Genomic DNA, 16,060 nt, shown 5'->3' on the forward strand with positions numbered 1-16,060 from the left:
TCTTATGAGGGGGAGATAGTGAATTCAAATAGTGAGTTCTTCAACCATCTAAGTACATCTTAAAGGATAAATGTGTCTTCCATGTGTATAGTTCTTAAAAAAGATATAAACTTTCCCAAGCATTTATAAAGTAAAAATTAAAAAAAATTAACATTTTATCAATATGATCCATATACCTCAAATTCCGCCACTTGCGCTCCTGCTCCCCCTGTATTAGAGGTAAATTCCAGTTCTATATATTTGGCATCCGTCTCTTCAAAGTTCAGTATTGCTTCATTTCCCCTGTCAGGATCGAAGTCATATGCCTGAAGCGGAATCAGCTCTTCGTAGTTTATTCCATCTTCACTTATTCTCACCGCGAATTCCTGTGTGCGCTTTCCCCATATCTTCTGCGGGCACAAACTTACCCTTACCGCATGGATACCCGCCGTCTGAGCCAGCTCCAAGGTGAGGATATCCGGGTAGCTGTTTCCGTCTCCCTCCCAATAGGAGGGGCCGGCAGTCTTGCCGTCAATGGCCTTCTTCGGTACGTAAACGTCCGCAAATCCGCTTGCTTCGATTTTTCCCTCCAGTGCAAGGTTATCTCCCTCCGGCACCTGTGAAATATATTCTTCTTTCAGAAAGGCTTCATGCTCCATAGGCGCCGATTGCTCCGGAGCCTCCACTATTGTCACGTTCGTTTCAGGCATCTTCACCGCTTCTTTTTCACCTATACGCATATCGTAAATGAAGAGAACAGCCCATGATACCAGCATAAGGGTGAGTGCTATTATTCCTCCTTTTTTCATACCGTCACTCCCCCTCTGATATACTTATATTTTCCGTGGTCGACTCGTCTAATTGGAAGCCGCCTTGCTCGAAGCTGTTAATTTTCTTACCAAGAATCTCAATATTGGAGATTTGAACATTTTTGATTTTATGTTCGCCGTCAAAGCCTTTGATTCTGGAAGGACTTTCTTTTCCTGACAACACTGTCACATTATTTATGACCACATCTTCGATGGTTCCCCGTTCCCTGGTACTGGACCAGTTTCCATTTTGAGCGATGTGTATATCGATTAGGTAGGGCATCTCATCCCCATCTCCGCTTCCCATCTGGGCATTCTCCACCACGATATTCTCAAAAAGCACTTCGGTCACCAGCGCATCATCCGCATTGTGAATGGATATCACAGGCTTATGGAAATTGTTCAGCACCGTAATATTTTGAAATGTTACATTCCTTATTTCTGCATTTTCCTTTTGTCCCTTGTTGGTTTCATATCCTATTTCCATGGACTGCGCCAGATCGGTCCATAGCTGGATATTCTCGAACCGGATATTTTCTGTGTTTTCATCATAATTTTTTACTACGAGGGAATCGTCCCATGAACGTATGAAACAGTTGGTCACCGTATAATCCTTGCAGGACTGCAGGCTGATTCCGTCGCCGTTTGGCCTTGCTGAGATGATTTTCACTCCGTCAATTTCCCCGCCCCGGGAATCAAAAGCCTGACATACCCACGCATTGGGATTTAAGACGATGACATCTTTAATTTTAATATTGCTGCAGTGGTCGAATTTCAGAGGGATATACGCTTCCTTTCCCTTCCAGCCGCTTAAGTTCGAACAGTCGATGATACCCCTTCCCGTAATCGTGATATCCTTTCCATAGTTGGCGTTTATCACTCCATGTACTACTGCACCGCCGGCTAAATAAATCGTCTGTCCGTCTTCCGGTACGATGGATTCTATATTCCATTCGCCGGGTCCTATGTAGATGACCTTTTCATCGTCAATATCCGGCTTATCCGTTTCTATACTTCCTGCAAATATATGCACTGCGCGTTCCGGCGCATCGTTGAAAGTAACCGTATAATTATCCGGCTTTGTCACCAAAAAGCTTACCGTATGCGCCTCTTTATCGATTTCGGCTTCTATGCCGGAAGAAAGCGGACTTATTTTCACCGAATCAATTTCTCTGCCCGGTACTTCGACTTCTATCTTAGCTGCACCTTCGAAATCGAAATAAGCTACCGGTGTCCTCGACAAGGGAGGCAGGTAATTTTCCACCCACTGTCTCGTGTGATTGACATTAGTGTCATATACATAGCACTCATATCCGTTTACGCGCACTTTTGTATCCGTACAATGCATAAGCGCCATATCCCGCCCTTCTTCCGAGGTATTCTTCAAATCCTCCTCCGAAGCATCCTTCAAGGACTTAGGCCCCTCATACAAAACCAAAGCAGATTCTTTCAACATTTTCTCCTCCGCACTTTCTTTCTTCTTAAATCCGATATCCGCAGCAGTCCCCAAAATTCCAACCACAAATACCGCCCCCACAACGATTTGCACAACTGCCCAAACCCGTTTTTTATTTTTCATACCTTCCCTCCTCATTCAATCTCCACTATGAAACTTCAAACTTCTCAGCCCTTGTGCTATGCTGACTTAGTATTTCTTTTCACATCTTACCAAGCACGCTCTCCCAGTTAATGGATGCTGTCAGGTTCTCAGCCATATAATCTGCACCCAGGCTCAGATAATAGGGCCCTACACCGAGTGCCTTCATGCCTGCAGCTTTCGCCGCCTGAACCCCAGCCGCGGAATCCTCTACTACGAGACAGTCTTGCGGAGGAAGTCCCAGCTTATCCGCTGCCACGAGAAACACCTCCGGATCCGGTTTGGAACGGGTAGTATCCAAGCCGCTGCTTATCTTATCCATATAGGTCAGCAAGCCGATTCTCTTCAAGATATCGGGCGCATTCTTGCTCGCCGAGCCTACTGCAGTCATAATGCCCTTTTCCTTTAACAGCCTTATGGTCTCAAGCGCCCCCGGCAAAACGGCACTGTCATTTAGTTCCTCAAGCATTTCCTTATAATAATTATTCTTGCGTTCCGCAAGTTCCTCTTTCTCTTCTTCCGCATAGCTTTTATTTCCTTTATCGAGAACGATCTGCAGGGATTCCATTCTGCTCACCCCCCGCTGCTTCTCGTTATCCTCTCTTTTAAAATCAGCGATACCGATTTCCTGTGCCAGCTTCTTCCACGCCTTATAATGCAGTTCATCCGTAGATACCAGCACTCCGTCCAGGTCAAAAATAACTCCTTTAATCATATGAATAACCATGCCTTTCTTACCGTTTGTTTTTTTATTGTTTTTATGTTAGAATCGAATTAGTTTAAGGTTAAACCTTAACTAATAAACCTAAGAAATATAGAAGGGTCGTCGTATATGGCTACAATAAGAGATATTGCCCGCGTTACCGGGGTGAGCTGCACCACCGTTTCCAATGTGATACACGGCAAAGATAACCGGGTATCCGCGGACACCATAGAAAAAATAAATACTGCAATCAAGGAACTGGGATATATTCCGAATATGTCGGCACGTTCCCTCGTATCCAACTCCTCCAAGGTGATAGGGTTCGTGAATCACGTCATCACCCGCAAGGATTCCAATTTTATGGAAGACCCTTTTCATTCCGCATCTATCGGTGCCATTGAGCAGGCGCTTCGAGAAAACGGATATTATTTAATGCTGCGCACCATCGAGACCTCCGAAGAGCTGTTGGCATTTCTGCGCAACTGGAATGTGGACGGGCTGTTTTTTACCGGCATATTCAAGGATCACTTTTTCGACGTCCTTTCAAATCTTCACATTCCCATCGTCCTTATCGACAGCTATACGAACCAGAGCTCCTTATGCAATGTCGGCCTGGAGGACTTTAAGGGCAGCTATAACATTACTAAATATTTGACCGGGCGCGGTCATAGAAGGATTGCCTTCGCTTCTCCCGATATCAAAGACGGCGGAGTTCTTCAGGAGCGTTTCCTCGGCTATAAAGCAGCCTTGACCGAGGCAAATATTCCCTTCGACAAATCTCTCGTCTTCGTTCAGGAAATGGATGTGGCCTCCTGCCGCTTAGTGAGCGAGGATATTTGCCGTCACCCGGATATTACCGCTGTGGTCGCCACTGCCGACGTTATGGCTGCCGGAATCATGACCGGTCTGCGGGAACGGGGAAAACGAATTCCTGATGACATTTCTGTCGTTGGCTTCGACGACATCAGTCTATGCCAGATGGTAACACCGCCTCTCACTACGGTCCATCAGGACATCAATTTGAAGGGTCGCCTTGCCGTAAATATGATGCTCCAGCTCTTAGAAGGAAATGAGGCAGAAGAGGACCACCTCATTCTGCCCACCTCATTAGTTGAGCGCGAGAGCGTACGTTCTCTGCTCACATAGGGAGGATTACCGCTTCGTCCTTCGTAATCTCTATCCGGTATTCCTTTCCTGAATAATGAATCTGAAACCTCATCTTCTTCCATGTATCAGGAAGGTGAGGATTTATTTTTATTGCTCCATTCTCGATATACATTCCGGCAAATCCTTTGACTGCCGTCATATAGGCGCCTCCCGCCGCTGCCGGATGGGTGCCTCCTATGTAGACCAAGCCGGCCCATTCTTTGCCTCCTCCCGCCAAATCTGCGGAAGCGGATTTCAAAAAGAAAGGGTAAGCCTTCTCCGGCATTCCGAGGCGACATGCCAGTATGGCATACATGCAGGCGCTTAAGGAAGAGCCATGCTCCGTGCGGGGCTCATAATAATCCCAGTTCTTCTTCAAAGTATCTTCCGGAAAATCCTCCGGGAACAAATTCAGCCACGTCACCACATCCGCCTGCTTGATTACTTTCGTATGAGATGCTACTCCGTAAGCCCCGCCCCAATATTCTTTTTCATGAAGCAGCCGTTCCTCCACCTCTTTGACCGTTACATCTTCGAGTTGGGAATATCCCTCAAACTGTTCTATGATTCCGTTTTCATCCGGCTGCGGAATATATATTTTCTCCGCTGCGTCCTTATACTTCGTTTCCAAAGAAGAAAGATCTGCTTCGTTTGTCTTACCCGCGCCAATAGTCCCTTCCATAAACAGGCTTACCGTCTTCACCGCACTTTCGAAGGTGTATTTCGCCATGCGGTTGGTATATCCGTTGTTGTTAATTCTCTCATGATACTCGTCGGGGCCGATGCAATCGAGAATCTCATACCGATCCCCGCCTACCCTCTTGTATAACAGACTGTAGTAAAACTTAGCACATTCCAGTACAGTTTCGGCGCCGCCTTCTCTTAACAGCGAATAATCTCCGGTCATTTCTGTATACCGCATGATTCCGTATACTACTGCCGAGGAAATATGATACTGCTTATCCCGGAAAAAAGTGCGCATGGGACGGCCGGTAAACACGTCTGTCACATTATAGTCGCTGCATGCATCAAATCCGCCTTCTTGGCTCTCCCAAGCGTAGAAGGCTCCTTCATATCCGTATTGCTTCGCCTTTTTTCTCGCTCCGGGCAGAGTATCGATGCGGTATTTCATAAGACTTTTGGCAACCTCCGGCTCGGTATTCAGGAAAAAGTCCAGCATAAACATTTCCGTATCCCAGAATACCGCCCCCTTATACGTCTGTCCTGAAAGCCCCCTCGCAGCTATGGATAAGCCCTCTTTGTGGCGCGGCGCAATGCAGTGCAGATGGTACAGCGAATAATTCAGCGCCTCCATGGCGGCATCGTCCCCTTCAATGTACACTTCGCAGTGATCCCATCTCTTTTCCCAACAGTCAGTATGTTTCTTTTTTGCTTCTTCGTAGTCTTGCATAAGACAGCCTGTTGCTGCTTTATAAAAAGCCTCGTCCCTATAAAAGGCTTCATCCTTACAAATAGGGTTCTCCTTATCAATGCCTTTTTCACATCCGCCGATATCCGCACTCGTATAAACACTCACCCATTTTTCCACGGTATAGTCTGTATTACAGTCTGTCACGAAGATAATTCTTCTCAGGATCTCATTCTCCTCCTGCTTAAGCTTCACCTCCGCCGGAAAATTCCACGCGCAGCGTTCGGATACCCATACCCTTTCCCCCTTCTCATGGGTAATTGCTTCGGCGCTTAATATCCCGTCTTTTTCCTGAAATTCTACAGCATCGTAATGGGGACCATGAATGTCCCATACGTCACCATCAATTCCCGTTACAATTTCCACATCCGCGTGAAAATCTGCCGTAACGGTATAGCGCAGTCCGATTCTATGTACGTTCACAGCATCCGCAAATTTCTCACTCCTTACCGCCACATTCCCTCTGGGCGTTCGAAAGAGCGTCTCCCGTCTGAAGATACCATGGCGGTAATCCAGCTCGCACTCATGCTTTTGCGGCTCCTTTTCGGGCAGTCTATACATGGTCCCATCTACCTTCAAGTAGGTATACAGGCCGTTTGGAGCATTCAAAGGCTCTCTCCATCCATCTCCTACCTTATCGTAGATTCCGGCCAGATTCACCGCAGTAAGCTGCTCCTTTCGGTATTCCTCCAGGGTTCCCCGGATTCCCATATATCCATTGCCTATCAAAAATCGATTGCCGGACCACGTAATTTCCTCCGGATCATATCCTTTTTTCCTTATATTCCAATCCATCTCCTCTATCCTCTCCATGCGGCGGGAACTGTAATTTCCTTCGGTTCTTTGCCTACCGCAACCAATTCCCCATATAAATCGATATCGATGGCCTTTCCCTCTAAGGTGGATAAGCATACCTTTTCCCCATCCACTTCCACCAAGAGGACATCTTCCCTATAGCCGATGCGGAAAGAATAGCTCCTCCACTGCTTCGGCATCGAAGGACAAAGGCTTATATTTTCTCCGTCCGAGCGAAGCCCTCCGAAGCCGTAGACGATATTCATCCATGCTGCTGCAATGGAGGTAGTGTGAAGCCCTTCGCTGCTGTTTCGGTTATAATTATCCAGATCCATCCTCGTCGCGAACTGGAAGAAACGGTAAGCCTCCTCGTGCTTCTTGAGCTGCGATGCTAAAATGGAATGCACCGACGGCGACAAGGAGCTCTCGTGAATGCATCGGGGCTCGTAGAACTCATAGTTAGCCCGAAGGATATCCTCCCCGAAGGCGGAATTGAGCAGAAGCATGAACATCAGCACATCCGGCTGTTTGATCATGTCATTGCGATAGATTCTGTCATACGACCAATGATTATAAAGCGGGAAATCTTCAACCGGTATATGATCCACATCCACGTGCGGAAGCTTGAAATACCCCTCGTGTTGTTCGTAAATTCCCGTCTTCTCATCGAAGGGAAGGAACATATTCTCTTCCATCTCTTTCCATTCCCGGCATTCCTCCTCAGTCAGATTCCTTTTCAGGCAGAGAGCTTCCATCTCCTTCGGTTTCTCCTCCTTTAGCCTCCGGCAGACGGACAAAGTATAGGAGAACGTGAACTTCGCCATATAGTTGGTATAACAATTGTTATTTACCATCATCTGGAACTCGTCAGGCCCCATAACTCCATAATATCCGAACTTCTTCCTATCTTCGGTAAAGCCCCCCCTATCCGCCAGCATCCTGCATATTTCTATGAGCATTTCCATGCCGTACTCCATGAGAAATTCTATGTCCTGGGTGAGCTTCTCGTAGAACCATATGCCGTATGCCACCGCAGTGGAAGCCTGAAGCTGTAAGCTGGCGTGCTGCCAGAGATTGCAGCATTCCTTTCCGCTGATGGTGGCTACCGGATAAAAGGCGCCTCTGCAATCCAGATCTGCTGCCCTCTCCTTCGCCTCCTTTAACGTCAGATAACGGAACATAAGCAGATTTTTAGCTGCCTGCACATCATTGAACAGGAAAAACGGAAGGCAATACGTTTCCGTATCCCAGAAGGCATTCCCGTTGTAAGCCTCTCCGGTCAGCCCCTTAGCTCCAATGTTCGTGCCCGCCGCTGCTCCGTGATAGGTCTGGAACATTTGAAAGATGCAAAAGCGGATGCCCTGCTGGTTCCACTCATCTCCTTCGATGGTAATGTCTGCTTTCCTCCATACATTTTTCCACCAGCAGATGTTATCTTGAAGCACTCCCTCGAAGCTTACGTCTTCCAGCTCTTTTCTCCCGTTATCGCACAGGGATAAAAAAGATTCTATGCTCCCGTTCTTATGTACTGCGTTATATATTTTTTTTGTTACAGTAACTGCTTTTTTTCGATCAAGCCTTATTACCAGCTCTATGGCAACCCTCTTTTCCCCGATGATTGACGAGACGGCAGGTTTTTCACCGCTTTCCGTATCTATGTAGCAGGAAGAATATACATGCTGTCCGGTTCTCACCGTCTCACCCAGAATCGCCAAACGGGAGTCTTCAGCCTTCTGACCTCTGCACTTCCAAAGAGATTCCTTTGCCGATTGATGGACGGTGTCAAAATCCAAACCTGACACAACTGTCACATCTCCGTCAAAATTCAATGCCTTTGCTGTTATTCTCTGCACCGCTATTTTATTTTTCTTCATGGAAAGAAGTCTTTCAAATACCAGTTCCAGCTTCCTTCCGCTTTTCGTCTCCCATAAGAAGGAACGGGTGAGAAGGCCGGATTTCATGTCCAGCGTTCTTTTAAAAGAACTTATATTACATGTCCCGATATCCAGTGTTTCCCCATCCAAGTTGATTCTCGTATAGAGGAAGTCCACAGCGTTCACCATGAATTCCGTAGTATCGACCACACCCTTATAGCCTTGGCTTCCCTGCTTTTTCTCTTCGTATATGCCGTTAAAATAGCTTCCCTGCATATGCGCGCCGGTATAGCCCTCCTCAAAATAGCCGCGCACTCCCATATATTCGTTCGCCTGGGAGAATACCGACTCCGCCACCTCACCGTACTCCGGGTCAAAACCATCCTCTATAATTTTCCATGCGTCAGCAAGAAAATATTTATCTGCAAATTTAGCCATATATTCACCCGTCTCCTATCCCTTTACGGCGCCAGCCGCCGCGCTGTCAGTAATCTGCTTCTGGAAAATCGCAAACAATACAGTGGGAGGTATGATGGAAAATACTACTGCCCGCAAAACGCTTACCGCATCTGTCGGCGTATCTTTGAAGGCGAAGAGCTTCACCATAACCGTTTCTTTTCCCGAGCCGTTCAACACCAGATATGGGAAAAGGAAATCCGACCAAGCCGCTGTAACCGCAAATATAGCAACTACCATGATAATGGGCTTACTAAGAGGGAGCATTATTCTTATGAACACCTGCAGCACGCCGCAGCCGTCCAGCCTCGCAGCCTCCAAAAGTTCCGATGGAAGCCCCTCGAAAAATTCCTTGAACAATACTACATAGAACGCATTCGCACCGAAAGCCAGCCAAATCGGAATAAAACTTCCCTTAAGTCCTATCAGGCTTATATTTCTTATTACAGCTACGATACTGGTGGTAGCCGGAATGAGCAGGCTCCACATGACCAACGCCCATGCGACCTTATAGCCCTTGGGCTTCAGCACGGCGAATCCATAAGCCAGAAGTCCGTTGAAAATAACTGCACATATGGTACTTCCGCCTACAGCAATTGCTGAATTGAAATAATACTTTCCGAATTTAAAAGCCTTCCACGTAACCCGGAATTTTTCAAAATCGAAGGCAGTAGGCCAAATAGTAGCGTTTCTTGTAAATTCCTTAATGTCCTTAAACCCTGCCAGCATAACCCATATTGCAGGAAACACGCAGATGAGAACAATCAAAAAGCACATCAGCAATATAACAGCCGCAAGGACTTTTACCTTGGGAGATTTGATATCATAGCCTCTGATGGCACCGTCTTTTTTATCCGTATAGCTTTGAAACAACATATCCTCTCCCTCCTAATCTTCTTTTTTTCTCGTTGCAACCGTATAAATACCGCTGAGTATGATGAGTACAATACAAATCATAACGGACAGCGCTGCACCTGACGGGAAGTCAAAGTCGCGGAATGCATAGCGATACATGAGCATCATCAGCGAAATGCTCGCGTTGTTCGGTCCGCCATTAGTCATAACCATAGGCTCGTACAAAATCTGGAACACCGATATAATCTGCAACAGCAGCAGCGTCTTCGCCAACGAAAAAACGCTGGGAAGGGTAATATGCCTGATTCTCTGCCTGATACCCGCTCCGTCTATAGTGGCCGCCTCGTACAGATCCGGGCTGATACTGCTTATATTCGCCATATAGATGAGAGCTGTGGCTCCGGCACTTTTCCACGTCAGGGTAATGATGATGAGAGGAATCGTCCAATGAGGATTGGTAAGCCAAAGCTGAGGATCAATTCCAAACTTCGATAAAATTATATTCAAAACTCCCGTCTTGCCCGGATTGAAGAAAAAGCTCCAAATCCATACGGTCGCCAGGCCGGGGACAATATTGGGAAAGTAAATTCCTACTCTGAAAAGACCTTTAAATCTCACGGTCTCCGAAATTAATATGCCCAATGCGATGGGCACCAAAAATCCTATGACTAAGGACCATAGCGTATAGCTGAACGTATTCTTAAATGCCGCTATGAAATCCGGGTTGTTGATTACCTTTATGTAATTATCGAAGGCTACAAATTCCTGCAGCTCGTATCTGACTGCGCTGAACATGGACAGTCTGACGTTCTCTAACAGCGGCTCCCATACATAAAAAGCAAATAACAGCAATGTAGGAAGCATTACAAGCCAGCCCAGTAAGTCTCTTTTTTTAAATGATTTACGTTTGCGCATTATGCGAAACACCTCCTCGCTTTTTGTGGGAAGCTCCCATCATAGAAACCGGAGAAAACCGTTTTTCGCGGTTTTCTCCATGTTTTTATGCTTTATGTTAATACCTTCCCTTTATATTTCCTTTAGTTTGCCGAATTAGCATCATCAAGCAGCTTCTGATAGTTGTCGTTCGCTGTGTTCATAAGTGCCGTTACATCGGCATTCTTATCCGTAATAACAGACTGTAACACCTTGGTGAGCTCACTGTACATATCCTGTGTTAAGCCCGGCTCTTCGGAACGAAGGCCTTCGGAAGAGGTAGCATCAAAGTAAGGCTGGAACATCTTTGTATCTACATTGCCATAATCTTCGATGATTTTTGCTTCCGCATCCAGGATAGCCTGATCGGTCCAGCAAGGGAATCTGGGAATAACCGGAACTCCTGCTGCCGATTTGTTCTCAGCATCCGCCTGCATACCGGCTATCGCATCTTCCGATACAGAGGGGCCTTTGCCCATTACTTCGATATAATCCAAAGCAGCGTTGATCTGTTCCGGAGTCGCGTCTTTAGAGAACATATAAGGAGTACCGCCGAATAGGGAATACTGACCGCCGGGGCCTTCCGGAATCGCGCACATCGCCAGTTTGTCTACAGGAAGTCCGTTCACCTGTGTAGGCTGGTTTACCGCATCGTTAGCTGCAATATACATAGCCGCATTGCCCGTTCCAAGCTGTGTAAAGCCCGTTCCCCAATCTTCGTTGGTAGGATCTGCGGTAAGCACGTCATAATCCCATTTCAAAGACTTCACGAATTCCATCGCTTCGATGGCTTCCGGGGAGTTCAAGTTAGAGGTAAAGGTTCCGTCACCGTTATCAATACAGAGCGTAGCACCGAAATTCCATGCTATATTGGAAAAATGCCATCCGCCTGCTCCGTCCTTTGCTAACAATACAAAACCTGCTGCTCCGGTCTTGTCTTTGATGGTCTTAGCTGTCTGTGCAAGCTCTTCCATCGTCTTAGGATAAAGAGGATAACCATCCGCATCCACCAGACCGGCTTCCTCGAAAAGCTCTACATTCAACATAAGTCCCAGCGCATAGCCGTCACGTGGAATTCCGTAAATGTTGCCGTCCTTGTCGGACAATAATTCCTTGATGGAAGGATTCATGGAATTCAGCCATCCTTTTCCATCCAATTCGGAGGTTATATTAGCAACTGCCTTGCTGGCAATCAACTTCTGGGGCTCTGTGAACCATGACTCAAATACGGTAGGGCAGTTGCCGGATTCTACCATAGGCATGAACGTGTCCGTAGCATATTTGTAATATGCCGGGGTGTATGTAGCATTCGGATTCTTCGTTTTCATCGTCTCAACAAAGCCTTCGTGCATCGCGATATCATCCGCCAAAGTATCCTCCGGCCAGATTCCAAGGGTTACTTCCACCGGTTCCGCTTCCGCAGGTTCCTGCACCTCTGCTTCACCTGATGCTTCAGTCTTCGTTTCATCTGCCGTCGTGGTTTCCTGCGTCGCTTCCGTAGCTGCCGTTTCGCTGGTGCTTCCGCATCCGGCAAGCATAGACATCGTTAATGTCATACAGCATACAATGCCCAAAATTCTTTTTACTGCTTTCTTCTTCATTTTTTGCTCTCCCTTCTTTAATTACATTTATAGTTTAACGTTAAACTTCAAATATTTATATATTTTTACATTTTCTTACATCATATTTTTGATAAACGCCCTTTTTAAGCCTATTCTATATTTAATGTAATTAGTTTTTATTAGTTTAACGTTAAACCTATTGTACCATTCAAAGATTTGGCTGTCAATATTAACAACATCGTCAATACTAACAAATTTTTTTATCCAAAATATAGATGTTTGCGTTTATACCTTTGTGCACTTTTTACAATTAATATGTTTTATGGTTACCCTCCAGATAAAAGTTGAACTGTAACATATTAAGAACTTCCTTCATATGATTTCCTCTATTGCTCCATCTTTTCTGAACTGAGCAGGGGACACCCCTTTTATCTTCTTGAATACCTTGGAAAAATATTTCTCATCGTGAAAACCTACCTTAAAAGCAATTTCATATATTTTCAGCCGGTTCTGCTTTAAATAAAAGCAGGCGTGCTCTACCCTTATTCCGTTCAGATAATCTATGAAGCAGCAGTCCATACTTCCGGAAAAGAGCGCAGAAAGATAGCTCGCCGTAATATCCACCTGATTCGCTACTCCGACGAGGGTGAGATTCTCGTTATAGTGCTCCTTGATGTATTCCGCCGCCCGGTTGACGAGATAGTTGTCGGTCACATCCTCTCTGGCACTTTCCTTCTTCTCCTTCCCGAGGACCAAATCTACCGCTTCGTTGACAAGACGAAGTATCTCTGTAGAACGGCAGGGTTTAAGCACATACTCCTTTACCCCATATTTCAAAGCGGTCTGAGCGTATCTGAATTCGTCGTAACCGCTTAAAATAATGGTAACTGGAAGAATCTCCAGCTCACTTGCCTCCTTCATGACTTCCAGTCCATTCTTTCCGGGCATCTGAACGTCCAGAAGCATCAGCTCCGGACGATAACGCAGAATCAAGTCGATGGCTTCCTGTCCGTTGCATGCGGTATATATACGGTCGATTCGGTCGCTGTGAAGCCTTATGTAATTGGAAATTCCGTTTCGGATGTTATCTTCATCATCTACGACCAGTAATTTTATACCCATAACTTTCTCCTTTTGTTTATGTAGGTACCGGACTCATCAGGATAATAGTGACCTCGGTGCCTTCCGAAGGTCGGCTGGTAATCGTCAGACTGAAATTCTCCCGATATTTCAGTTCCAGTCTCTCTCTTACATTTTTGATCGCATATCGCCCGATCCTCTGCCCGACATAACGTTTCGAATCCTCTACATTCCAAATAGCGGCAATTTGTTCCTCTGTCATTCCGATTCCGTTATCCCTGATGGAAAAGATTAAATTATTCTCTTGACGCTTTCCGGTTATTTTAAGAAAGCCTCCTTTTTCTGAATGCTCGAAGCCATGGATAATAGCATTTTCCACGAAGGGCTGGAGAATAAGCTTAGGAATAGATTCCTCCATAATGTCCTCGTCTATATCAATTTCGTATTCCAAACGTTTATTGAAACGCATTTTCTGTATATGAAGGTAGTTGGCGATAAGCTCTTTTTCCATTCCTACAGATATGATACCCTTCCCCTGCCCCAGTACAAGGCGGAAAAGCTGGGAAAGAGCCAGAATATCCTCTGCCAGCTCTTCATTTCCCTCACTTTGGGTACGCCAGTAAAGGGAATCCAGCGTGTTATATAAAAAGTGGGGATTAATCTGAGCCTGAAGGGCGCTGAGCTCGCTCTCCTTCTCTCTCAGTGCCATGACATAATTGCGGTCGATCAATTCCTTGATGGATAAAACCATCTGATTGAAGCAAGCGGTCACTTCCCCAATTTCGTCCTGGGATTCTACTGCCACCTGCTGATTGAAATCGCCTCCCTGAAATTTGTCCATAGCCACACAGAGGCGCTGCAGGGGGCTGGAAATAATGTTGGAAATCAGCTTCAGAAGCGGCCAGAGGCCTACGAGCATTCCTATAAGCATTAAAACGGGAGCTATGATAATGTTGTTAAGCTGCTTGTCGCTGTTGCTCTTAGGCACCATCTTGCAGACGATGACTCCCTTTTTCTGCTCTTGGCTGCAAAATACGTTGTAGGAGTCGTGCTCGAAGTAAACAGCTCTTTTCTTATGGTCCTGCTTCAGATATTCCTCGCCGGATATATAAGAAAGGATTTTCTCATCCACCGTGCCGTAACGGGTCAGCTCGCTGCCCTCGCTGCTTAGGATAACGATACCTTCATTTTCCTGCTGAATGGCATTTTTACATAAATCAGTATACTTTTCCTCGTTGACTCCGAGTACCAGATAGCCTAGCTTTTCTTTTTTGGACATATCGAATATTTCTCTGCACATCACGATTTTATCCGTATAGTTGGCCCGATAGATGCTGCCGGTTCCCTGACTTACACGTTTCCAGACGATATCTCCCCTCATTTCCACTGCCTTTTTATAGGTATCTGTCTGCCTTACCGTCCCGATGTCCGAAAGGTGTACGCTGGAATCGATGCCGCGAAGGTAAGCGTTCACACCGTTCTCCGGATAAATGGCCATCGTCTTGATATAACCCTTCAGGGCGATGATATCCAGAATAATTTTCATTGGCGCTCTGTTATACCACAGTCTGGAATCCTCGTTGAGCTCCTCCGGATGACTGCTTGTGAGAATCGCACCGATATCGCTGTTAATACAAATATAAACCGACAAATCGGATAATTCTGTCTGGATAACAGTAATGCTCTTATCCAGACTTCTTACCACGTTGCTATCGGCTTCTATCTGCTGGTTCTTCGTATCTTTATAATTGCTGATCAGAATAAAGGTAGTAATTAATATAAGTATCGGGCTGATTACCAGATACACATAGAAAATAATTTTCTGCCTTATATTGAAATATACCGTCAGGCGACCGACTTTTTTCATCGCAGTCTCTATTATCCTAATCATGATGCTTGCCATTGTCCTTTCAATGCCCGGCGGCTTCCGTCATCCTGCCGCCGAATGTAAGGAATACATTTCGTTTTCCTTTCTTTTAGTTTATCCTTTTACCGCTCCCATGGCTACCCCTTTTGTGATATGTTTGTTCAAAAGGATGTAAACAATGACTGCAGGTGCCGCCGTCAGTGACATGACTGCGAACTGCACCGCATAATTGGAGGAATACTGTCCGGTAAATTCCAATACTGAGAAGGGAAGCGTCTTCCACTTGGGCGAGCTTAAATAGGTGCTGGCCATTATGAACTCGTTCCAATTGTTCAAGAAGGTCATAATAGCTACCGTTGCGATAGATGGCTTAAGAAGGGGCGTCACAATCCCAAATACGATGCGGTAGATACCGCAGCCATCCACTACCGCCGCTTCTTCCAACTCTACGGGTACCGCTTCTAAGAAGCTGGTCATAAGGAATAATCCTTGCGGCAGTGAAAAAGCCACATAAGGAATGAGCAGAGCCCAGATAGTATCCGTCAAGTCTATTGCGTTGTATATCTTGTAGTTAGGAAGAAGTGTTGCATGGATTGGAATCATCATGCCTATAAGCAGCAGAGTCTTTACTGCTCCGGCAAGCTTCCATTTCATTCTTTTGCAGGCAAAGGCCGCCATGATAGAGATGAAAATAACCAATAAAACAGCAAGGCCGTTAATCAATATACTATTTTTCAAATACAAAAGAAAATGTCCGTCCACAAAGGCTTTCACGTAATTGCCCCATTGGATTTTCTTTGGTATGATCAAAAGTCCGGTGGTAAACATTTCATTGCTGCTGGCGAGAGAGAAATCCAAAAGCCAAATGAGCGGGAATACCTGCACGACTGCCACCGCAATGAGGATAACCCATAAGAAAGTTCTTTTTACTGCACTTCCTATCGTCTTTTTTTCTTTCATTATGTATCAGCCCCT

Annotated in this window: 12 protein-coding genes; 1 reads left to right on the forward strand and 11 read right to left on the reverse strand. The window is 45.8% G+C overall.

Features of this window, described 5'->3' with window-relative positions; genetic code table 11:
- Positions 1–158: 158 nt before the first annotated feature.
- The 3 genes from CC90_RS0114555 to pgmB all read right to left on the reverse strand — a co-directional run bounded on the left by CC90_RS0114555 (position 159) and on the right by pgmB (position 3,100).
- On the reverse strand, positions 159–788 hold the full coding sequence (locus CC90_RS0114555; RefSeq protein ID WP_031391489.1) for a discoidin domain-containing protein: 630 nt from the start codon (positions 786–788) through the stop codon (positions 159–161).
- Between the two features lie 4 nt (positions 789–792).
- Complete coding sequence (locus CC90_RS0114560) at positions 793–2,367, reverse strand: glycosyl hydrolase family 28 protein (protein WP_031391490.1); 1,575 nt, start codon at positions 2,365–2,367, stop codon at positions 793–795.
- A 79-nt stretch (positions 2,368–2,446) separates the two neighbouring features.
- Entirely contained in the window at positions 2,447–3,100 is a 654-nt protein-coding gene (gene pgmB, locus CC90_RS0114565) for a beta-phosphoglucomutase (protein ID WP_031391491.1), read from the reverse strand.
- A gap of 117 nt (positions 3,101–3,217) precedes the next feature.
- On the opposite strand from pgmB, the gene CC90_RS0114570 reads away from it, so the two are divergent.
- On the forward strand, positions 3,218–4,234 hold the full coding sequence (locus CC90_RS0114570; protein WP_031391492.1) for a LacI family DNA-binding transcriptional regulator: 1,017 nt from the start codon (positions 3,218–3,220) through the stop codon (positions 4,232–4,234).
- On the opposite strand, the gene CC90_RS0114575 is transcribed toward CC90_RS0114570, so the two are convergent.
- The 8 genes from CC90_RS0114575 to CC90_RS0114610 all read right to left on the reverse strand — a co-directional run bounded on the left by CC90_RS0114575 (position 4,227) and on the right by CC90_RS0114610 (position 16,045).
- Positions 4,227–6,458: a glycosyl hydrolase family 65 protein gene (locus CC90_RS0114575; protein WP_031391493.1), complete on the reverse strand. Its 2,232-nt coding sequence runs from the start codon at positions 6,456–6,458 to the stop codon at positions 4,227–4,229. The genes CC90_RS0114570 and CC90_RS0114575 overlap by 8 nt on opposite strands.
- Before the next feature lie 5 nt (positions 6,459–6,463).
- Positions 6,464–8,770: a glycoside hydrolase family 65 protein gene (locus tag CC90_RS0114580; RefSeq protein WP_031391494.1), complete on the reverse strand. Its 2,307-nt coding sequence runs from the start codon at positions 8,768–8,770 to the stop codon at positions 6,464–6,466.
- Positions 8,771–8,785: 15 nt separating this feature from the next.
- A complete protein-coding gene (locus CC90_RS0114585; protein WP_031391495.1) occupies positions 8,786–9,664 on the reverse strand; it encodes a carbohydrate ABC transporter permease in 879 nt (292 codons plus the stop codon).
- Positions 9,665–9,676: 12 nt separating this feature from the next.
- Positions 9,677–10,558, reverse strand: coding sequence for a carbohydrate ABC transporter permease (locus CC90_RS0114590; RefSeq protein ID WP_031391496.1), 882 nt, complete (start codon positions 10,556–10,558; stop codon positions 9,677–9,679).
- 122 nt (positions 10,559–10,680) lie between these two features.
- Positions 10,681–12,177 (reverse strand): ABC transporter substrate-binding protein, encoded by a 1,497-nt coding sequence (locus CC90_RS0114595; protein ID WP_035315730.1) that lies wholly within the window; start codon positions 12,175–12,177, stop codon positions 10,681–10,683.
- Positions 12,178–12,510: 333 nt separating this feature from the next.
- Positions 12,511–13,260 (reverse strand): response regulator transcription factor, encoded by a 750-nt coding sequence (locus tag CC90_RS0114600; protein ID WP_031391498.1) that lies wholly within the window; start codon positions 13,258–13,260, stop codon positions 12,511–12,513.
- A gap of 16 nt (positions 13,261–13,276) precedes the next feature.
- A complete protein-coding gene (locus CC90_RS0114605; protein WP_031391499.1) occupies positions 13,277–15,085 on the reverse strand; it encodes a sensor histidine kinase in 1,809 nt (602 codons plus the stop codon).
- Between the two features lie 114 nt (positions 15,086–15,199).
- Positions 15,200–16,045, reverse strand: coding sequence for a carbohydrate ABC transporter permease (locus CC90_RS0114610; protein WP_031391500.1), 846 nt, complete (start codon positions 16,043–16,045; stop codon positions 15,200–15,202).
- Positions 16,046–16,060 lie beyond the last annotated feature (15 nt).

The organism is Kineothrix alysoides, assembly GCF_000732725.1.
Lineage (GTDB): Bacteria > Bacillota > Clostridia > Lachnospirales > Lachnospiraceae > Kineothrix > Kineothrix alysoides.